The sequence below is a fragment of the Pseudomonas sp. TJI-51 genome (assembly GCF_000190455.2).
Classification (GTDB): domain Bacteria; phylum Pseudomonadota; class Gammaproteobacteria; order Pseudomonadales; family Pseudomonadaceae; genus Aquipseudomonas; species Aquipseudomonas juntendi.
Map to the genome: position 1 here is coordinate 1 of NZ_AEWE02000113.1, position 19,164 is coordinate 19,164.

Here is a 19,164-nt window from a genome sequence, read left to right on the forward strand (position 1 = left end):
ACCTATTTCAGGACTAGACATAGCGTTGGGGCTTCTGGCCTCTTCGCGGCAACTTTATTACAGAATACGCCCGTCGTCCCGCGCCCGCTCCAGCTTGATGGCGATGAACTTCGAGGTTGGCGTATGGCTGCCATCGCCAATGCTCTCCAGCGGCACCAGCGGGTTCACCTCCGGGTAATAAGCCGCCGCCTGCCCGGCCGGAATATCGAACGCCAGCAGGGTAAAGCCGTGCACCCGGCGGACGTGTTCATCCCCCCACAACGATACGATGTCGACCTTCTGCCCCGGCTGGAAGCCCAGGCGGATGATGTCGGCTTCGTTGGCGAACAGCACCTCGCGTTGGCCGCGCACGCCACGGTAGCGGTCGTCCAGGCCGTAGATGGTGGTGTTGTACTGATCGTGCGAACGCATCGACTGCATGATCAGGTCCGGTAACTGGCCGCTGGCACGCACACGGTCGTCAAGCAGCGTATCGGGCAGCAGGTTGGCCTTGAAGTTGGCGCGGCCGGTGTTGGTCTTCCATGTGCGGCTGGCGGCGTTATTGCCCAGGTAGAAGCCGCCTGGGTGTTGCAGGCGTTGGTTGAAGCCGCTGAAGCCTGTGATGGTGTCGGCGATCAGGTCGCGAATGCGCGCATAGTCGGCGACCAGCCAGTGCCAGTCCACGGGTTTCTTGCCCAGCGTAGCGGCGGCGATGCCAGCAATGACCGCCGGCTCCGAGCGCATCTGCGAAGACAGCGGTTTGAGCTGGCCGTTGGATGCGTGCACCATGCTGAACGAGTCTTCGACCGTTACCGCTTGTGGCCCGTCGGCCTGCAGGTCGATGTCGGTACGGCCCAGGCACGGCAAAATCAGCGCTTGCTTGCCATGAACCAGGTGGCTGCGGTTGAGCTTGGTGCTGATGTGCACGGTCAGCTCGCAGTTGCGCAGCGCCTGCGCCGTGCGCTCGGTGTCCGGCGTGGCCTGGGCGAAATTGCCGCCCAGGCCGATGAACACCTTGGCCCGGCCGTCGAGCATGGCGTGAATCGCTTCGACCGTGTTGTGGCCGTTGTGCCGTGGCACGGGGAAGCCGAAGCGCTTTTCCATGGCCTCGAGCAGTGCCATGGGTGGGCGCTCGTTGATGCCCATGGTGCGGTCGCCCTGCACGTTGCTGTGGCCACGTACCGGGCACAGGCCTGCGCCTGGTGCGCCGATATTGCCGCGCAGCATCTGCAGGTTGACGATTTCCTGAATGGTCGGCACCGAGTGGCGGTGTTGGGTGATACCCATCGCCCAGCACATGATGACCCGCTCGGCGCGGCAGTACATGCGCGCCGCCAGTTCGATGTCGGCCATGGGCAGGCCGGATTGCGCCTGGATGTGGTCCCATGGCGTGGCATCTACCACGGCCAGGTAATCGTCCACGCCATGGCCGTGCTCGGCGATGAAGGCATGGTCGAACACCGCCGGTTCACCCTTGGCCTGGGCTTCACGCTCCCACTGCAGGGCGAACTTGGCCATGCCACGCAGCAGCGCCATGTCGCCACCCAGCGCCGGGCGGAAGAATGCCGTGTTGGTTGGGCGGTCGCTGTTGGTCAGCATTTCCAGCGGGTTCTGCGGGTGCTGGAAGCGCTCCAGGCCCCGCTCCTTGAGCGGGTTGATGCAAACTACCTGAGCGCCACGTTTCACCGCGTCGCGCAGCGGGTCGAGCATGCGCGGGTGGTTGGTGCCGGGGTTCTGGCCCCAGACAAAAATCGCGTCGGCATGTTCGAAGTCGTCGAACGTGACCGTGCCTTTGCCCACCCCGATGCTTTGCCCCAACGCCACGCCGCTGGCTTCGTGGCACATGTTCGAGCAGTCGGGAAAGTTGTTGGTACCGAAGGCGCGCACGAACAGCTGGTACAGGTAGGCTGCTTCGTTGCTGGCCCGCCCCGAGGTATAGAACTCGGCCTGGTCAGGTGTGGCCAACTTGTTCAGCTCGCGGGCGACCAGGGCAAAAGCGGCGTCCCAGCTGATCGGCTGATAGCGGTCGCTGGTCGCGTCGTAGACCATCGGCTCGGTGAGGCGGCCCTGATACTCCAGCCAGTAGTCGCTTTGCTGCAGCAAGGCGGTGACGCTGTAACGGGCGAAGAAGGCAGCGTCGACACGGCGCTTGGTGGCCTCCCAGTTCACGGCCTTGGCGCCGTTCTCGCAGAACTTGACCATGCCGCTTTCTGGCGAATCGCCCCAGGCGCAGCCTGGGCAGTCGAAACCGCCGTTCTGGTTGGTCTTGAGCAGGGCGCGAATGTTCTTCAGCGCGTTATCGCTGCCGACCCAGGCCTTGGCCACGCTGCGCAGCGCGCCCCAGCCACCGGCAGGGCCGTGGTAGGGCTTGTAGCGAGGGGTTGAGGCTGGGGCATTGTCCGGTAGGTGCTGGTACGAGGGCACGACTGTTACGACTCCGCCGCCGGGCTGTAGACCCGCGGTGCGCTGTGCTTGGGTAGATGAATGAGGTTGAGGTTGTGCTTGCGCGCCCACTGCAGGGCAAGCCCGGTGGGGGCGGACAGGCTGACCAAGGTCTGGATGCCGGCGCGCAGCACCTTCTGGATCAGTTCCAGGCTGCAGCGGCTGGTGACGATCGCAAGGCCGCCCTGGCTGTCGATGCCCTGGCGCAGCAGCGCGCCGATCAGCTTGTCGAGGGCGTTGTGCCGGCCAATGTCTTCACGGCCCAGCAGCAGTTCGCCGTGGCGGTCCATGAACAGCGCGGCATGCACCGCCCCGCAGTGCTGGCCCAGCGGCTGAAATGCATCGATGCGCTCGCGCAGGCCCACCAGCCACGCTGCCGGTGGCAGCGGCGCACCGGGCAGCACGGCCAGTTCTGGCAACGCCTGCTCCAGCGCCTCGACCCCGCACAGGCCGCAGCCGCTGGTGCCGGCCAGCTGCCGGCGCTGGTTTTTCAGGTTCCAGAAGGCTCGGCTGGATATTTCCAGGTCTGCATACAGGGCAGAGCCACTGCCCGAGAGCTTCAGGTCGTAGATTTCCGAGGTGCCTTCGACGATGCCGCTGCCCACGCTGAAACCGACGGCGAAATCTTCCAGGTCGGTCGGGCTGACCAGCATCACTGCCTGGTTGAGGCCGTTGTAGACGATGGCCAACGCAACCTCTTCGGCCAGCGGCGTGCTGTCACCTTTACCGTCGCTGAGCTGGACGTATGCGTAGGTGTTGCTGGCGGCCGGCAGGGACAAGGGCGATGAGGCCGTGCAGACCGGAGGTTTGCTGTTCATCGGGGCAGGCTGTTCATTCGGCGGCTTGGTGTAGCACAAGCCTAGGCGCGTGGGCCTGTGGCGTCTAATCGCTAGCCTCTATCCATTGATAGAGCGCGTCGATTGGTCGCAGGCGGGCGGCATGAGCAAAGCTGGCCTAGACTGCTGGTTTCGAGGTTTCGTGAACAAGGAGAGTGCTATGAGCTTGATCAGTTTCGTGAAGGAAGCAGGCGAGAAGTTGATCGACCTGCTGACTCCGGGCAATGCCAAAGCCGAAGAGCAGTTGAAGAAACACGTGGAGAATGTCGGCCTCGGCAACCCGAACATCACGGCGACCGTGGAGGGCGACAAAGTGATCCTCAAGGGTGAAGTCGCCAGCCAGGAAGAGAAGGAGAAGATTGTGCTGGCGGCGGGCAACATCGAGGGTGTGGCCAGCGTCGATGACCAGATCACTGTGACCGGCCCGGTCGTGACAGCCGCACGCCTGGTCACGGTCAAGAAGGGTGACACGCTGTCGGCGATTGCCCTGGTGGTGTATGGCAATGCCAATCAGTTCAACAAGATCTTCGAGGCCAACAAGCCGATGCTCAAGCACCCGGACAAGATCTATCCGGGGCAGGTACTGCGTATTCCTGACTGATTTTTGCAGGCTTTATCGGCCCTATCGCCGGCAAGCCGGCTCCCACAAGGTTGCTGCAAGGCGTGAGGCCGGTGGTCACCTGTGGGAGCCGGCGTGCCCGCGAACACCGGCGTAGCCGGTGCCAGGGCGCTTACAGGCCAATCAATAGCTCCCGGTAATCCTCGACCGCAGCAAACTCTTCAGTATCGCGCGGCTGCGCCTGGCTATCGGGCTGGCGTACAGCCAGCAGGTGCGCCACACCAAAGCGCCGTGCGCTGCGCAGTATCGCCAGGGTGTCATCGATGAACAGGCTACGCCCCGGCTCAAAACCGATGTCCGCCTGCAAGGCGTCCCAGAACTGTGGGCTTTCCTTCGGGTAACCATAATCATGCGAGCTGATCAGCCGCTCGAAATATGGTGCCAGTTCCACCCGTTCCAGCTTCAGCGACAGCGAATCACGGTGGGCATTGGTGATCATCACCACGCGCTTGCCGGCATTTCGAATCGCCGCCAGGAACGTGTCGGCATCCGGGCGCAACGCGATCAGGTCGGCAATTTCCCGTTTCAGCTCCCGGATCGGCAGGCGCAGCTCCCGGCTCCAGAAGTCCAGGCAGTACCAGTTCAGCGTGCCGGCATTGCGCTCGAACAGCGGCTGCAGCTCCATCTCCGCCATGGCCCGGCTCACGCCATGCAGCTCTGCATAGCGCTGGGGCAGGTGGTCGAGCCAGAAGCGGTTGTCGTAATGCAGGTCGAGCAGGGTGCCGTCCATATCCAGCAGGACGGTATCGATGGCAGACCAGGGAAGAACAGGCATGGGAAACTCTCGATCAGTCGGCAAGCCACGGTATAGTAACCCGTTCACGCCAAGGAGCCGCCCCATGCGCCAGAAACCCACCGTCCTCAGCCGCGAAATCGTCGCCAGCAGCCGCCTGTTCCGCGTAGAGGCTGTGCAATTGCGCTTCAGCAATGGTGCCGAGCGCACCTATGAGCGGCTGGTAGGCCGGGGTAACGGCTATGGCGCGGTGATGATCGTGGCCATGCTCGACGCCGAGCACGCCGTGCTGGTGGAAGAGTATTGCGGTGGTACCGACGAGTACGAGCTGTCGCTGCCCAAGGGCCTGATCGAGCCCGGCGAAGATGTGCTGGCAGCCGCCAACCGCGAGCTCAAGGAAGAGGCCGGGCTTGGCGCGCGCCAGCTTGAGCACCTGACCGAGCTGTCGCTTTCGCCGGGCTACATGAGCCAGAAAATCCAGGTGGTGCTCGCCACCGACCTGTACGAAGAGCGCCTTGAGGGCGATGAGCCGGAGCCGATGCGGGTCGACAAGGTCAACCTGCGCGAGCTGTCGGCCTTGGCCATGCACCCGCAGTTCACCGAAGGCCGCGCCCTGGCGGCCCTGTACCTGGCGCGTGACCTGATGATTCAGCGGGGGCTGCTGGCGCCATGAACGACAATCAACTGATGCGTGAAGTGGTCAAGTTGGCGTTGACTGCGGGCGAGGCGATCCTGCCGTTCTGGCGTGCCGATGTGGCAGTGACCAACAAGGCCGATGATTCGCCGGTGACTGCCGCCGACCTGGCAGCGCACCGGGTGATTGCCGATGGCCTGCTGGCGCTGGCGCCGCAGATTCCGGTGTTGTCCGAAGAGGACTGCAACATTGCGCTGGCCGAGCGCCAGGGCTGGAGCCGCTGGTGGCTGGTGGACCCGCTGGATGGCACCAAGGAATTCATTGCCGGCAGCGAGGAATTCACAGTCAATATCGCCTTGATCGAAAAAGGCGAGGTGGTGTTTGGCGTGGTATCGATGCCCACGAATGGCCGCTGCTACTTTGGGAGCCGCGAATTGGGGGCTTGGCGGGCAGACGGGGGTGAGGCGGCCCGGCCGATCCAGGTGCGCAACGCTCCGCCAGTGGGTGAGCGGTTTACCGTGGTTGCCAGCCGCCGGCACTCCAGCCCCGAACAGGAAGCATTGTTGGCGGGCCTGGGTGCGGCAGTGGGTGAACTGGAGCTGGCCAACATTGGTAGCTCGTTGAAGTTCTGCCTGTTGGCTGAGGGCAGCGCCGATTGTTATCCACGCCTGGCGCCGACTTCGCAGTGGGATACGGCGGCGGCCCAGGGTGTGGTGGAAGGGGCGGGTGGTGAAGTGATCGGGCTGGACGGTTTGCCGTTCCGTTACCCGGCGCGCGAGTCTTTGCTCAACCCGTACTTCCTGGCGTTGCCGGCCAAGGCAGCGTGGCGCCAGGCCTTTCTTGAGCTGATCTAGCGGGCCTGGCCTTGTAGGAGCGGCCTTGTGTCGCGATGGGCTGCAAAGCAGCCCCGGCAATTTGTGCACCATGCCCAAACCCTGGGGCTGCTTTGCAGCCCATCGCGACACAAGGCCGCTCCTACATGGGGGGCGCGACAGCCTTCGTTCTTAGCGGTGCAGCACGTACTGGCCGCTGAAGGTGACGGCCGGCTCATCAGTCCCGGTATTGCTTACCGTGGTCTGCAGCGTCAACCGCGCCCGGCCACGACGCTGGTACATGTTGAGGAAGCGTTCCCAGGCTTTCTCTTCCGGCGCCGGGCAACGGGCTATTGCCGCCCCGGTAACCGGCAGCGGGTAGCTGATTTGCCCTTCCTGGATGACGATATGCCCGTCATCTATCCCCAGTTCGCGCAGCCGCATGTGCAACCAGCCCCAGCCCACCAGCACCGCTGCACAGTACAGGCTGCCGCCGAACATGGTGCTCTTGTGGTTGACGTTGGCCGCCAGCGGCAATTGCAGGCGCAGGGTGTGGTGTTGCCAATCAATGACCTCCAGGCCCATTTCGCGGGTCAGCGGGATGTCGCCATGCAGTACGGACTGCAGGTACTGGCTATCGGTGCTCATCAACGGTTGTCCTCATGGTCGTCGTGCCCGCCGCTACCGCCCTCGAAGCTCAAGCCATGCTTGCGCAGCTTGTCGTGCAAGGTTTTGCGGGGGATGCCCAGCGCCTCTGCCAGGCTGCGCATGGAGCTGTGGGGCTGGGCCAGCTCGGCGGCGATCAGCGAGCGCTCGAATTGCTCTACCTGTTCGCTCAGGTTGCCACTCAACACCGAAGGCGCCGCAGCCGCAGCCGCTGGCAGCTGGCCATCCAGCGCCAGTTCAAGGCCCAGGGCGAAACGCTCGGCGGCGTTCTGCAATTCACGCACGTTACCTGGCCAGGTGTGGCGCAGCAGCATCGCCCGCTGCGCCGGCAGCAAGGCGTGTGGCGCCAGGCTGTGGCGCTGGCTGGCGGCGTCGGCAAAATGCTGGAACAGCACCAGGATGTCGTCGCCGCGGTCCCGCAGCGGCGGGATACGCAGTGGCGCTACGTTCAGCCGGTAGTACAGGTCGGCCCGGAAGCGGCCTTGGTCGGCGGCCTGGCGCAGGTCTTCCTTGGTGGCGGCGATAATGCGGATATCCAGCGGGATCAACTGGTTACCGCCAAGGCGTTCCACCACCCGCTCCTGCAACATGCGCAGCAGCTTGACCTGCACGTCCAGGCTCATACTCTCGATTTCGTCGAGGAACAGCGTGCCGCCGTTGGCGAACTCGAATTTGCCGATGCGCCGTTTTTGCGCCCCGGTGAACGCCCCGGGCTCATGGCCGAACAGTTCGCTTTCGACCACCGATTCGGCCAGTGCCCCGGCGTTGATCGCCACGAACGGCCCGTCACGGCGGCTGGACAGGTCATGCAGCGCACGGGCGACCACCTCCTTGCCGGCACCGGTTTCACCCAGGATCAGCACATCGGCGCGGGTTGCGGCCAAGGCGCCGATCTGCTCGCGCAGGCGCTGCATGGCCGGCGAATGGCCGACCAGGCGCGTGGCCAGTTGCTGGCGGTCGCTCAGCGCCAGGCGCAGGCTGCGGTTGTCCAGCACCAGGCGGCGCAGGGCCAAGGCACGGCGTACGCTGTCGAGCAGGGCGTCGCTGGCGAAAGGCTTTTCCAGAAAGTCATAGGCACCGGCGCGCATTGCCTGTACCGCCAGGGGCACATCCCCGTGGCCGGTAATCAGCAGCACGGGCAGTTCGGCGTCGCGGCCGTGCAGTTGCTCCAGCAGCTGCAGGCCATCGATGCCGGGCATGCGGATGTCGCTGACCACCACGCCGGGCCAGTCGCTCTCGATACGCTCAGCCAGGCCTTGGGCATCGCCCAGCGCGACCACTTTCAGCCCGGCCAGGTCCAAGGTCTGGCTCAGGGCCTGGCGCAGGTGCGGGTCATCGTCGACGAGGATGACCTGGGCTTGGCTGTCGATCTGTGTCTCGGGGGTCATGCCGAGGGGTCCTCCGAATTGGGCAAGGTTGCGCCAGGCGCAGCCTTGCGTAGCTGCAGGGTCAGCAGAGCACCACCTTCCGGGTGGTTGGCCAGCAGCAGTTCACCCCCCAGGGCGCGCATCAGGCTTTCGCAGATGGCCAACCCCAGGCCCAGGCCCTGGGTGCGGGTCTTGGTGGTGAAGAACGGCTCCTTGGCATGCTCCAGGGCCTGGCGGCTGAAGCCGGGGCCATTGTCGCGGATGTACAGGTAGACGCAGTCATCACGCTGTTCGGCACTTAGCCACAGGCGGCGCGGGTTGGCTTTTTCGGTCAGGGCATCCAGGGCATTGGCCAGCAGGTTGCCCAGCACCTGGCGCAGGCGGGTTTCACCGGCCTGTACCCACAAGGTGGCTTCCGGCAGGTCGCGAATCAGCTCCACGGCCATTGCCCGGCGACGCTTGGCCAGCAGCGCCAGGGCATCGTCCAGGGCTGGCTGCAGGGCCACGCTTTCCGGCGCATGCCGATCACGGCGGGCGAAGGCCCGCAAGTGGGCGATGATCGACGCCATACGCCCGGTGAGCTCGCCAATCAGCTTGAGGTTGCCGCGGGCGTCCTCGGTGCGTTGGTGGTCGAGCAGGATCTCGGCGTTTTCCGCGTAGCTGCGAATGGCCGCCAGCGGTTGGTTGAGTTCGTGGCTGATACTGGCCGACATGGTGCCAAGCACCGACAGCTTGCCGGCCTGCACCAGCTCGTCCTGGGCGCGCACCGCCTCTTGCTGGGCATTTTCGCGCTCCAGTACGGCGCGCTTGAGGCGGGTGTTGAGGCCCTCAAGGTCGGCGGTGCGTTCGGCTACGCGCTTTTCCAGCTCCTGACGGGCGCGGGCTTCGAAGTCGATGCGGTCGATGTAGTGGCGGCGCCGTTGCATCACCAGCCCGGCCAGCAGCATTGCTACCAGCAGGGTGCCGGCGCCAATGGCCATTACCGTTTGCACCGAACGGTCTACCAGCATGCGCGGGGCGAGGATGCTGACTTGCCAGCCGGTCTCCTTGATGTCGCGGGTCTGGGTGATCCAGGCATCCGGGGCGAGCACCAGCGGTTGCGGGGCCTGGGTAGGGTAGGGCTGGATGGCGATGATGGCCTGGCGCTCGGCATCGCTCAGTGCGCGGGTGGCACGGAAGCGCCAATCGGGCCGCGAAGTGAGGATGACCACGCCATTGTGATCGGTCAGCAACAGCTGCTCCGGCGTGCGGCCCCACAGGGTTTCGGTGTGGTCGAGGTCGACCTTGACCACCAGCACGCCCACGATGCGCTCGCGATCACGCACGGCGGCGGCAAAGAAGTAGCCGCGTTTGGCCGACGTTGTGCCCTGGCCGAAGAAGCGGCCCAGGTGGCCCGCCATGGCTTCGTTGAAGTACGGGCGGAAGGCGAAGTTGCGGCCCACGAAGCTGTCGTGCTTGTCCCAGTTGGAGGCCGCCAGGGTGTTGCCGCTGACGTCCATCAGGTACATCACCTCGGCGCCGGTCTGCTGCACGATGCCCTTGAGCAGGCGGTTGGCGTTGGTCACCGCCTCCAGGCGGAAGGGGTCGGCCAGTACGCTGCGCAGTGCCGGCAGGTCGCCGAGGATCTGCGGCAAGGTTTCGTAGCGGTGCAGGGTGCCGAGCAGGTTGGCCACGTACAGGTCCAGGGTCTGGCGGTTCTGCGAGGCCAATTCCTGCTGGTAGTAACGTTCGGCCAGGTGGTGCAAGGGCCACAGTAACGGCGCCAGGCACAGGGCCAGCAAGGCCAGGCTGCGCCAGCGGGGACGGCGTGGAGGCGTGGGTTTAGCAATCATCACGTAAATGCGCCAGAAAGGTCTGGCGCAATTATGCGCTAGTTACGGCAGCAGTTCCGCCTCTGCCCATGCCCGGCCAAGCTTGTCCTTGTCTGACAGCAGCGGTGGTTGCTGCAGCCCCCAGTCGATGGCCAAGTGCGGATCGTCCCAGCGGATGCAGCGGTCGGCGCCGGGGTTGTAGTAATCGGTGGTCTTGTAGAGGAACTCGGCCGACTCGCTCAGCACCGCAAAGCCGTGGGCGAAGCCTGCCGGTATCCACAACTGGCGATGGTTGGCTGCGGACAGATCCACCGCGACCCACTGGCCGAAGGTTGGCGAGCTTTTGCGCACATCCAAGGCGACATCGCGGATTTCGCCCTGAACCACGCGCACCAACTTGCCCTGGGTGTTCTCCACCTGAAAATGCAGCCCGCGGAGCACGCCCTTGACCGAGCTCGAGTGGTTATCCTGGACGAATTCGACATTCACCCCGGTCTGCCTTGCGAACTCGCGGGCGTTGAACGCTTCGAAGAAAAAGCCACGGCTGTCACCGTAAACCGTGGGCTCGATGATCAGTACATCGGGGATTTCAGTCGGGATGATGTTCATGGCGGTTCGCTTGCCGTTCGTTAACTATTGACCCTAGTCGCCCTTCCTGGAAATTTCCGCATGCAGCAGTGACAGGATGCGTACGATATGGCCAGGGTAGGCGGCCAAGCGACGGGTGCTAGCGGGCGAACACGCATTAAATTCGATTTCTATCGATATTAGGATGAAGGTTCTCCTTAAAATCCGACGTATAAGGCTTTAAATATCGATATGTATCGGTTATAAATAGATCAACGTCTCACTGCAATCCGGCCCAGGGCCATTACAGAGGTCAACCATGAAAACCCTCAACTCCACGCCACGTGCCGATGGTTTCCACATGCCCGCCGAGTGGGCCCCGCAAACCCAGGTATGGATGGTTTGGCCGGAGCGTTCGGACAACTGGCGCCTGGGCGGCAAACCGGCGCAGGCAGCCCATGTAGCCCTGGCCAAGGCCATTGCCCGTTTTGAGCCGGTTACCGTGGCGGTTTCCGCTGGCCAGTACGAGAACGCGCGTCGCCAGCTCGACCAGCCGAACATTCGGGTGGTCGAAATCAGCAACGACGACGCCTGGGTGCGTGACACCGGCCCGACCTTCGTCATCAACGACCAAGGCGAAGTGCGCGGTGTGGACTGGGGCTTCAACGCCTGGGGCGGCTTCGATGGTGGCCTGTATGCGCCATGGAACCGCGACGAGGAGCTGGCGGCCAAAGTGCTGGAAATGGAGCGCTGCCAGCGCTACCACACCGAAGGCTTCGTGCTCGAGGGCGGTTCGATCCACGTGGACGGTGAAGGCACGCTGATCACCACCGAGGAATGCCTGCTCAACCGCAACCGCAACCCGCACCTGACCCGCGAGCAGATCGAAGCGGTGCTGCGCGACCACCTGGCGGTGGATACCGTGGTGTGGTTGCCCGATGGCCTGTACAACGATGAAACCGACGGCCACGTCGACAATTTCTGCTGTTACGTGCGCCCGGGCGAAGTGTTACTGGCCTGGACCGATGATTCCAACGACCCCAATTACGCCCGTTGCCATGCCGCCATGGAGGTGTTGCAGAACACCCGTGACGCCAAGGGCCGAGCACTAATCGTGCACAAAATGCCCATTCCCGGGCCGCTGTACGCCACGGCTGAAGAATGTGCCGGTGTCGACCACGTTGCCGGCAGCCAGGAGCGTGACCCATCGGTGCGCCTGGCCGGCTCCTACGTGAACTTCCTGATCGTCAACGGCGGCATTATTGCGCCAAGCTTCGATGACCCGGCAGATGCCGAAGCCAGAGCGATCCTTGCGCGGATATTCCCCGACCACGAAGTGGTGATGATTCCCGGGCGCGAGCTGCTGTTGGGCGGTGGCAACATCCACTGCCTGACCCAGCAGCAGCCGGCACCGGTGACGCGCTGAGTGCCAGCCCGGTGACCAAGAGGCCCGTCAGTAGACGGGCCTTTTTTTTCGGGCGACGCCCGGCGGCTGGTTTGGCATAGGTTTTGTATTGTTTTTCAAGGAGATAGCTCGGCTCTGCCAGGTTATCCGAGCTGTAACATTACCTACGTAGATTAGCCGCTCACGGGTTAGGGAGTACGTGTAGACATGAACGCAGCAAGTGAGTCGGCTTTGCGCCCATCGGCAGTTGGTCACCCATCGCTCAAGCGGGTCGCGGCGTGGTTGAAACACCGTGGAAGCATCAGGGTCAGGACGACCGACCCACGACGTCTGCTTGCCGGACGCTACCCGCAAGGTTTGCTCAGCGATGCTGAAATGCAGGCGCTGATGGCGGTGTGGCACTAATCGACTACAGCTGTGCCGACCTCTTGGCGGCGATAGCCGCGAAGAGGCCGGTACCTGCCACACGCCCCTCCCCGCACGCACCCGGTAAATTGTCGGAGCAGTCAAGATGCCGTTTCTGACAAAAAGATAAAATCCCCCCCTACAGCGCCGACATGCATTGAAATGCCTCGTATCACGGGATGATCTTGGTTATATCAACCTGCATTTCACGACTTTTTGACATTTGTAATCGCACACGGCTAGGATTCGGCCCAACGCCTGCTGGCCACTTCCGTTGGCCATGCTGCTGCCAGAGGCCGCCCGTGCAATTGCCGGCCGGCCTTCAAGTCTGGATCCGCATAGCGTCGAACCTACGTAAGGGGCGTTGGTTCCTGGCGTTGTATTGCAGCGCGTTTTTGATTAAGCGATAAGGAAAATAACATGTTGAAAACCAGGATCAGCCTGGTCGCCCTGGCGATGATCGCCGCGACCCAGGCACAGGCCAATGATCAGGCCGAGAGCAAGGGCTTCATCGAGGACAGCCACGCCAACGTCCTTCTGCGCAACGCTTATATCAACCGTGACAAGAAGCACGGCACCGACGACCAGATCGAATGGGGCCAGGCAGTCATCGGCAACTTCTCCTCCGGTTTCACCCAAGGCACTGTCGGTGTCGGCGTCGACGCATTCGGTCTGTATGCCCTGCGCCTCGATGGCGGCAAAGGCCATAACGGTGGCGCGGGTGTCGACTTCTTCAAGCCGCACGAAACCACCAACGCCGACGGCAACGCCAGCTCGCCGCACAACCTGGCGCGTGGTGGCGCAGCCGTGAAGTTCCGCATTTCCAATACCGTGCTCAAGTACGGTGACCAGATGCCAGCACTGCCAGTGCTGCAGTACGACGACGCACGTCTGCTGCCAGAAAGCTTCACCGGCACCCTGATCACCTCCAAGGAAATCAAGGGCCTGGAGCTGAACGCCGGCCGCTTCACCCAGGAAGCGCGCAAAAGCGCCGAGGGGCGAGATAGCGGTCACCTCAAGTCCATCAATGTTTTCGGTGGCAGCTACAAATTCACCGATAACTTCACCGCTTCTTTGTACACCGCTGACAACGAAGACGTGATGAAGAAGCACTATCTGGGTATGAACTATGTGTTCCCCATCTCCAGCGAACAGTCGCTGACTTTGGATTTCAACGGCTACAAGACTGATATCGATAAGAAATTCGTCGAAAAAGCTAGCCTGACCGGGGACGACAACACTATTTGGAGTCTGGCAGCCACCTATGCCTACGGACCTCACTCCTTCACTGTGGCCCATCAGCGCAGCACCGGCAGCACTGGCTATAACTATGGTAGCTACCAGAACCAGCCCTGGGGCACCAGTGATGGTGGCTCGACCATCTATTTAGCCAACTCTTACTGGTCCGATTTCAATGCTGAGGATGAGCGATCCTGGCAGTTGGGCTATGGCTTGGATTTTGGCGCCTTTGGCATGCCAGGCCTGACCTACAAATTCGCTTATGTGCTGGGTGACAACATCAACACCCATGGCTTCGGCGAAGGCAAGGAACGCGAGATCTTCAACCAGGTCCGTTACGTGGTGCAGGACGGCCCGGCCAAAGACCTGTCCATCAAGTTGCGTAGCTCGTTCGTGCGTACCAACAACGCCGTACAGCAGAACGGCTACAACGACGATGGCAACGAAGTACGCGTATTCGTCGAGTACCCGATCAGCATCTTCTGATGCTGAGCTGAGGGTGCTGGGGGCTGCTTTGCAGCCCATCGCGACGCAAGGCCGCTCCTACAGGCATGCCCCGAACCGGGCCCCTTGTGGGAACGGCCTTGTGTCGCAAAAGGGCCGTATCGCGGCCCCGGCGATCTGCGCCCCAACCCCAAAAAACGAGCTGCCACGCCCCCTCGGGATTCGGCTCAACCCGGTAGCAACACGCTAACCCGCAATCCACCCCCTTCGCGGTTCATCAGCAGCAGCTCACCGCCATGGCTGCCAGCGATGCGTTGCGCAATGCTCAACCCCAACCCGTATCCCCCGGAGGACTGGTTGCGCGACCCTTCGCCGCGAACGAACGGGTCGGTAATGGTCGCCAGCAGCCCCGGCGCAATCCCCGGGCCACGGTCGTCGATATGGATCAGCACCCCGCTGTTCGCCCGTTCCAGTGTGACCGAAACCTCCTTGGCATAACGCAGTGCATTGACCAGCAGGTTCTGCAGGCAACGCTGCAACAGCAACGCATCCACACGCACGCCGCCTGCCTGGCCATGCACTGGCAATGGCTCTTTTTCGGTCGCCAGGTCGGCGCACAGGCGTGCCACCAGTCGGTCCAGGTCCACCTGCTGCAAGTTCTGCTGTTCCCCGGCGCGCAGGTAGTCGAGCACCTGGCCGATCATGTCGTCCATCTGCCTGATGTTCTGCCGCAGGCGCTGGTGGTGTTCATCCTCCGGCAAGCGCTCCAGGCGCAGGCGCATGCGGGTCAAGGGGGTGCGCAGGTCATGGGACACAGCGGCGAGGAAGTATGCCTTGTCGTTGACCATGGCAATCAGGCGCTGCTGCATGGCGTTGAACGCCTGGGCAGCCTGGCGTACCTCCTGCGGGCCATCCAGTACCAAGGGCGGCTGCTCAAGATTGGTGCCCAGGCCACGGGCAGCATCGGCCAGGCGCTGCAACGGGCGCAGGCACAGGCGCACGGCAATCAGGCAGACCAGCAGCACCGCGACAATGCGCAGTGCATACACCCGCAACAGGTAATCGCTGATCAGCACCCAAGCCGACTCGCCGCTCCAGCCCTGCAGCTCCTGGCCCTCGATGATAAGCCAGTGCCCATCGGCCAATGGCACCGCAAACTGCATATGGGCCTGGGCCGTGCGCAAACCGAACAGGCTGCGCCAGACTATCGGTTGGCCCGACGCGTCGGTCAGTTGCACATTCATCAGGCGTACCGCCTGAGCATGCCCCAGCTCGTAATTGAGGGCCTGGCGCAGCAGCAATTCGACCCGCCGGCGCTCACGGCGCTGATCATGCGTTGGCTCGGGCAGGTGCTCGGCACAGCGCACCTGGTAATGAGCCGGCACTGGCAGCGCGGCATCGTGGCAGTCGGCCCGGGCGATCAGGGGCGCACTGCGCGCGGCGATCAGCCGCACGGGGGCTTCGAACACCTGGGCGAAGCGCACATCGAACCAGATGCTGCTCGACATTAGCTGCACCACCAGCGTGCCGCTGACCATGATCAGCAATAGCTGGCCGAACAGGGTGCGCGGCCACAGCCGGCGAAGCCAGCGCACCTCAGGCATCGGCCTGGTGCTGGCCCATGGTCAGCAAGTAGCCTTCGTTGCGGATGGTGAGGATCTGCGCGGCCCCGTCCGGTGCGCGCCGCAGGTGCTGGCGCAGGCGGCTGACGCACATGTCCACCGAGCGGTCATCAGGCAGGTGGTCGCGGCCAAATGCGCTGCGCGTCAGCTGGTCGCGGGAGACCACGCGGTTGTTAGCCTCCAGCAACTCGCGCAGCACCCGGTAGTCGGAGCGTGGCAGGGGCAGGGTCTGGCCATCGGGGCGCGTGAGCAGGCGCTTGACGTGCTCCAGGCGGAAGCCGGCGAACAGTTGTGCGTCGGCCCCTGCAGTGCCCTGCGCCTGGGTTTCCAGGCGTTGCGGGCGACGCAGCACCGCCTTGATCCGGGCAATCAGCTCGCGTGGCTCGAAAGGCTTGGCCAGGTAATCGTCGGCACCCACCTCCAGGCCTATGATGCGGTCCAGCGTGCTGCCTTTGGCCGACAACATGATCACCGCCAGCCCGGGTGTGGCCTGCAATTGGCGACAAAGGCTGAGCCCGTCTTCGCCGGGCAGCATCAAGTCGAGTACCACCAGATCCACCGTGTGCCTGGCCATTTGCGCGCGCATCTGCTCGCCGTCGGCCGCCTCCAGCACGTTGTAACCGGCGTCGGCCAGGTAATCACAAAGAAGTTCGCGGATCTCGTCGTCATCGTCGACGACCAGCAGGGTCGTGCTCATGCGGAAAACACCTGTCGGGTGAGGCCCAGGGGCGCTCATTACATTCAATTACATCCCCGTACATGTCGGGTCTGGCGCCGGGAGGGCCGATCCCTAGAATCCTAACAAAAAATCATCTGCAAATACGAAGCCTTCCCAAATGAATCCCTACAGCATTCCGAACGCGCTCACCCCCACCCTTGCAAACGGCAACCGCCTCAAGCCGCTGGCCTTCTGCATTGCCGTGGCCATCAGTGGTGGTGCCATGGCCGCCGACAGCCAACCCCTGGAGCTGGACGCCACGCAAATCGAAGACAGCGCGCTGCTGCCCGCCGACGCTGCAGGCCAGCTGGGTTACACCGTCGAGAGCACCCGCAGCTCCACCGGCCTGAACCTGACGCCACGGCAGACCCCGCAGTCAGTCACCACCATCACCCGCCAGCAGATGGAAGACCGTGGCATCCACACCATCGAACAGGCCCTGGAAACCACCCCAGGGGTAACGGCCAACAAGTCCGAAGTGGGCGGGCGTACCGATTACCGCGCCCGTGGCTATTCGATCAGCAACTGGAAGGTCGATGGCCTGCAGACCCAAGGCGGTTCTGACTTCAGCGGCAGCGGCAATGCCCTGAACATGGACCTGTACGAGCGCATCGACATCGTGCGCGGGGCCAACGGCCTGCTTGGCGGCACCGGTGACCCTTCGGCCACCGTCAACCTGATCCGCAAGGCGCCGACCAAGACCTTTGGCGGTAGCGCCTACGCCACCTACGGCAGCTGGGACAAACGCCGCCTGGGTGCCGACCTCAACCTGCCACTGTCCGAGGACGGGCGCCTGCGCTCGCGTTTCGTGATGACCCAGCAGGACGCCAACTCGTTCCGCGACAACCAGTCCGACCGCTCCCGCGCGGCGCTGGCCAATTTCGAATTTGACCTGGACGACGCCACCACCCTCGGTGCCGGCTACCAGTACGAATACAACAAGGTGGTGGGTGGCGGCTGGGGCGCGAACATTCCGCTGTGGTACCGCGACGGCAGCAAGACCGACCTGCCACGCAGCACCAACGTGGTGCCCAGCTGGAGCTTTGGCGAGTACACCACGCGCACCGCTTTCGGCTCGCTGCAGCACCGCTTCGACAACGACTGGACGCTGGACCTGAAGGCCTCCCAGGCCACCACCGAAGCCCTCAACCACCGCGGCCTGGCCAAGGTCAACTCGGCAGGGCGCGGCACCTATGGCGGCTACTGGGACCAGGATGGCAGCGGCGCCGTACTGAACGGCCTGCACAGCTCCACCGACACCACCCAGCAATCGGCGCAGATCGACCTGTCTGGCCCATTCCAGCTGTTCGGCCGCACCCACCAGGCCATGGTGGGCTATAACGACAGCCGCACCGTCGGTTGGTCGCCGCAGTACACCTGCACCATGGTGGGCGACGGCATGGCCAGTGCACCGGCGTTGGGGTGCCAGTTCCGCGCCAACAACGGTTTCCCGGTCACCGACTGGCACAACGGCGTGGATGACGACTACGGCCTCATCGCCTCGCGCACCGGCCTGCACAGCAAGACCACCACGCGCTTGCAGGGCATGTACGCCGCTACCCGCCTGAGCATTACCGACCCGCTGTCGGTGATTGTCGGCGTGCGCACCAGCAACTACGCGTCGGTGACCCGTAGCGTGGCCGGCGAGCGCAGCAGCCAGGAAGAGAACGGCATCGTCACCCCATACCTGGGCGCGGTGTACGACCTCAACGACACCTACTCGCTGTACGCCAGCTACACCGACATCTTCACCCCGCAAACATCGGAAACCGTGAGCGGCAGCAAAGTCGAGCCGATTCGTGGGCAAAGCTATGAAACGGGTATCAAGGGTGAATGGTTCGACGGCCGCCTGAACGCCTCGGCAGCGTACTTCCGCACCAAGCAGGAAAACAAAGCCGTGCTCGATGGCGACCTGACCACCCCGACCGGTGCCAGCGCCTATAAGGCCGGCTCGGGTGTGGAAACCGACGGTATCGACCTGGAAGTGGCAGGCGCGTTGACGCCTGAATGGAACGTGTACGCCGGCTACACCTACCTGCACTTCCGCCGTGTCGACAGCGACGGCCGCAGCGACCCGTCGCACCTGTTCAAAGCCTCCACCACCTACCGCCTGAGCGGCCCGCTCGACCGCTTGACCGTAGGTGCCGGTGTAACAGCGCAGAGCAACATCCGCGCTATTTCCAGCCCTGCAGGCCAGCCGGTCAACGGCGTGAGCAGCGGTGCAACCGATGTGAACTGGTCGGGTTATGCCATCTGGAACGCCATGGCCAAGTACCAGGTGACCGATGCCACCAGCGTTACCCTCAACGCCAACAACCTGTTCGACAAGCACTACTACACCCAGTACGGGTTCTATGCCGGCGGCATCTACGGTGACCCGCGCAACCTGTCGCTGACGGTAAGCACTGCCTTCTGACATGCAGGGGCGGCCTTGCGTCGCAGCCCTACGAGTTGCGCTGTCGCGCAGAGAACTCAATTCGTAAGCGCGACGCGGCCTGTGTGGGAGCGGGCGTGCCCGCGAAGAATCCAACGCGGTGGCTGGCACCGGCTACGCCGGTGTTCGCGGGCGCGCCCGCTCCCACAAGGGCCCTGCTAAATCAAGCAGTTATGTATCGTTCTATGAGAGCTTCAACCACGACAGAGGAAAATCCGTAGGCAAACGCTCTATTTCAGGGGGGGCGGCTTGAAGCCCGGCTTGCCAAGGTCGCTATCGTGGCCTGCATGCGGATCTTCCTGGTGCGACTAAATGCCATGCTCAGGAATGGCGAGCCTTGGCTGGATCTGGTGTTGCCTCAGCCGAAGAGGGCGTAGATCAACAGCCAAAATGCAGGACTCGACGATTACACGGTTCCTGTGGGAGCGGGC

Annotated in this window: 16 protein-coding genes and 1 pseudogene; 8 read left to right on the forward strand and 9 right to left on the reverse strand. The window is 63.4% G+C overall.

Annotated elements, in window-relative coordinates:
- Window positions 1–57: 57 nt before the first annotated feature.
- Window positions 58–2,403, reverse strand: a complete 2,346-nt coding sequence (locus G1E_RS21560) for an FdhF/YdeP family oxidoreductase (RefSeq protein ID WP_047150095.1) — start codon at window positions 2,401–2,403, stop codon at window positions 58–60.
- Window positions 2,404–2,408: 5 nt separating this feature from the next.
- Window positions 2,409–3,239 carry a formate dehydrogenase accessory sulfurtransferase FdhD gene (gene fdhD / locus G1E_RS21565; protein ID WP_047150096.1) on the reverse strand — a complete coding sequence of 277 codons (831 nt, stop codon included), beginning with the start codon at window positions 3,237–3,239 and terminating at the stop codon, window positions 2,409–2,411.
- Window positions 3,240–3,417: 178 nt separating this feature from the next.
- On the opposite strand from fdhD, the gene lysM reads away from it, so the two are divergent.
- Window positions 3,418–3,858, forward strand: a complete 441-nt coding sequence (gene lysM / locus G1E_RS21570; RefSeq protein WP_009683781.1) for a peptidoglycan-binding protein LysM — start codon at window positions 3,418–3,420, stop codon at window positions 3,856–3,858.
- Between the two features lie 130 nt (window positions 3,859–3,988).
- Here the strand turns inward: lysM and yrfG are convergent, their stop codons facing one another.
- Window positions 3,989–4,651 (reverse strand): GMP/IMP nucleotidase, encoded by a 663-nt coding sequence (yrfG, locus tag G1E_RS21575; RefSeq protein ID WP_009683782.1) that lies wholly within the window; start codon window positions 4,649–4,651, stop codon window positions 3,989–3,991.
- 64 nt (window positions 4,652–4,715) lie between these two features.
- Here yrfG and nudE point away from each other — a divergent pair, with 64 nt between their 5' ends.
- Both nudE and cysQ read left to right on the forward strand, forming a co-directional pair.
- Window positions 4,716–5,282, forward strand: coding sequence for an ADP compounds hydrolase NudE (nudE, locus tag G1E_RS21580; protein ID WP_009683783.1), 567 nt, complete (start codon window positions 4,716–4,718; stop codon window positions 5,280–5,282).
- Window positions 5,279–6,097 carry a 3'(2'),5'-bisphosphate nucleotidase CysQ gene (gene cysQ, locus G1E_RS21585; protein ID WP_009683784.1) on the forward strand — a complete coding sequence of 273 codons (819 nt, stop codon included), beginning with the start codon at window positions 5,279–5,281 and terminating at the stop codon, window positions 6,095–6,097. The genes nudE and cysQ overlap by 4 nt, the downstream gene beginning before the upstream one ends.
- A gap of 150 nt (window positions 6,098–6,247) precedes the next feature.
- Here the strand turns inward: cysQ and G1E_RS21595 are convergent, their stop codons facing one another.
- From G1E_RS21595 to rfbC, 4 genes are read right to left on the reverse strand one after another with little or no spacing between them, the layout of a single operon-like run.
- Window positions 6,248–6,703: a YiiD C-terminal domain-containing protein gene (locus G1E_RS21595; RefSeq protein ID WP_029885606.1), complete on the reverse strand. Its 456-nt coding sequence runs from the start codon at window positions 6,701–6,703 to the stop codon at window positions 6,248–6,250.
- Window positions 6,703–8,109, reverse strand: coding sequence for a sigma-54 dependent transcriptional regulator (locus G1E_RS21600; RefSeq protein WP_047150098.1), 1,407 nt, complete (start codon window positions 8,107–8,109; stop codon window positions 6,703–6,705). Before G1E_RS21600 ends, G1E_RS21595 begins: the two co-directional genes overlap by 1 nt.
- Entirely contained in the window at window positions 8,106–9,920 is a 1,815-nt protein-coding gene (locus G1E_RS21605) for an ATP-binding protein (RefSeq protein WP_009684783.1), read from the reverse strand. The genes G1E_RS21600 and G1E_RS21605 overlap by 4 nt, the downstream gene beginning before the upstream one ends.
- Window positions 9,921–9,962: 42 nt before the next feature.
- On the reverse strand, window positions 9,963–10,508 hold the full coding sequence (gene rfbC, locus G1E_RS21610; protein ID WP_009684782.1) for a dTDP-4-dehydrorhamnose 3,5-epimerase: 546 nt from the start codon (window positions 10,506–10,508) through the stop codon (window positions 9,963–9,965).
- A 277-nt stretch (window positions 10,509–10,785) separates the two neighbouring features.
- Between rfbC and aguA the strand changes: the two genes are divergently transcribed.
- The 3 genes from aguA to G1E_RS21620 all read left to right on the forward strand — a co-directional run bounded on the left by aguA (window position 10,786) and on the right by G1E_RS21620 (window position 14,001).
- Complete coding sequence (gene aguA, locus G1E_RS21615) at window positions 10,786–11,892, forward strand: agmatine deiminase (protein ID WP_009684781.1); 1,107 nt, start codon at window positions 10,786–10,788, stop codon at window positions 11,890–11,892.
- A 186-nt stretch (window positions 11,893–12,078) separates the two neighbouring features.
- Window positions 12,079–12,276, forward strand: coding sequence for a hypothetical protein (locus tag G1E_RS29785; RefSeq protein WP_082437970.1), 198 nt, complete (start codon window positions 12,079–12,081; stop codon window positions 12,274–12,276).
- A 420-nt stretch (window positions 12,277–12,696) separates the two neighbouring features.
- A complete protein-coding gene (locus G1E_RS21620) occupies window positions 12,697–14,001 on the forward strand; it encodes an OprD family porin (RefSeq protein ID WP_009684780.1) in 1,305 nt (434 codons plus the stop codon).
- Between the two features lie 185 nt (window positions 14,002–14,186).
- Here G1E_RS21620 and G1E_RS21625 read toward each other — a convergent pair whose 3' ends face one another.
- Window positions 14,187–15,563: an ATP-binding protein gene (locus G1E_RS21625; RefSeq protein WP_009684779.1), complete on the reverse strand. Its 1,377-nt coding sequence runs from the start codon at window positions 15,561–15,563 to the stop codon at window positions 14,187–14,189.
- Entirely contained in the window at window positions 15,556–16,278 is a 723-nt protein-coding gene (locus tag G1E_RS21630; RefSeq protein ID WP_009684778.1) for a response regulator, read from the reverse strand. The genes G1E_RS21625 and G1E_RS21630 overlap by 8 nt, the downstream gene beginning before the upstream one ends.
- Window positions 16,279–16,417: 139 nt before the next feature.
- Between G1E_RS21630 and G1E_RS21635 the strand changes: the two genes are divergently transcribed.
- Both G1E_RS21635 and G1E_RS30300 read left to right on the forward strand, forming a co-directional pair.
- Complete coding sequence (locus G1E_RS21635) at window positions 16,418–18,715, forward strand: TonB-dependent siderophore receptor (RefSeq protein WP_009684777.1); 2,298 nt, start codon at window positions 16,418–16,420, stop codon at window positions 18,713–18,715.
- A 211-nt stretch (window positions 18,716–18,926) separates the two neighbouring features.
- A pseudogene (locus tag G1E_RS30300) lies at window positions 18,927–19,110 on the forward strand (IS110 family transposase); the annotation flags it as partial.
- Between the last annotated feature and the right edge of the window lie 54 nt (window positions 19,111–19,164).

Bases quoted from the DNA above. Each gene is read 5' to 3' on its own strand.
- yrfG (WP_009683782.1), bottom strand. From the start codon at position 4,651: ATGCCTGTTCTTCCCTGGTCTGCCATCGATACCGTCCTGCTGGATATG.
- cysQ (WP_009683784.1), top strand. From the start codon at position 5,279: ATGAACGACAATCAACTGATGCGTGAAGTGGTCAAGTTGGCGTTGACT.
- G1E_RS21625 (WP_009684779.1), bottom strand. From the start codon at position 15,563: ATGCCTGAGGTGCGCTGGCTTCGCCGGCTGTGGCCGCGCACCCTGTTC.
- G1E_RS21635 (WP_009684777.1), top strand. From the start codon at position 16,418: ATGAATCCCTACAGCATTCCGAACGCGCTCACCCCCACCCTTGCAAAC.
- G1E_RS29785 (WP_082437970.1), top strand. From the start codon at position 12,079: ATGAACGCAGCAAGTGAGTCGGCTTTGCGCCCATCGGCAGTTGGTCAC.
- rfbC (WP_009684782.1), bottom strand. From the start codon at position 10,508: ATGAACATCATCCCGACTGAAATCCCCGATGTACTGATCATCGAGCCC.
- lysM (WP_009683781.1), top strand. From the start codon at position 3,418: ATGAGCTTGATCAGTTTCGTGAAGGAAGCAGGCGAGAAGTTGATCGAC.
- G1E_RS21600 (WP_047150098.1), bottom strand. From the start codon at position 8,109: ATGACCCCCGAGACACAGATCGACAGCCAAGCCCAGGTCATCCTCGTC.
- G1E_RS21620 (WP_009684780.1), top strand. From the start codon at position 12,697: ATGTTGAAAACCAGGATCAGCCTGGTCGCCCTGGCGATGATCGCCGCG.
- aguA (WP_009684781.1), top strand. From the start codon at position 10,786: ATGAAAACCCTCAACTCCACGCCACGTGCCGATGGTTTCCACATGCCC.
- G1E_RS21605 (WP_009684783.1), bottom strand. From the start codon at position 9,920: ATGATTGCTAAACCCACGCCTCCACGCCGTCCCCGCTGGCGCAGCCTG.
- G1E_RS21630 (WP_009684778.1), bottom strand. From the start codon at position 16,278: ATGAGCACGACCCTGCTGGTCGTCGACGATGACGACGAGATCCGCGAA.
- nudE (WP_009683783.1), top strand. From the start codon at position 4,716: ATGCGCCAGAAACCCACCGTCCTCAGCCGCGAAATCGTCGCCAGCAGC.
- fdhD (WP_047150096.1), bottom strand. From the start codon at position 3,239: ATGAACAGCAAACCTCCGGTCTGCACGGCCTCATCGCCCTTGTCCCTG.
- G1E_RS21595 (WP_029885606.1), bottom strand. From the start codon at position 6,703: ATGAGCACCGATAGCCAGTACCTGCAGTCCGTACTGCATGGCGACATC.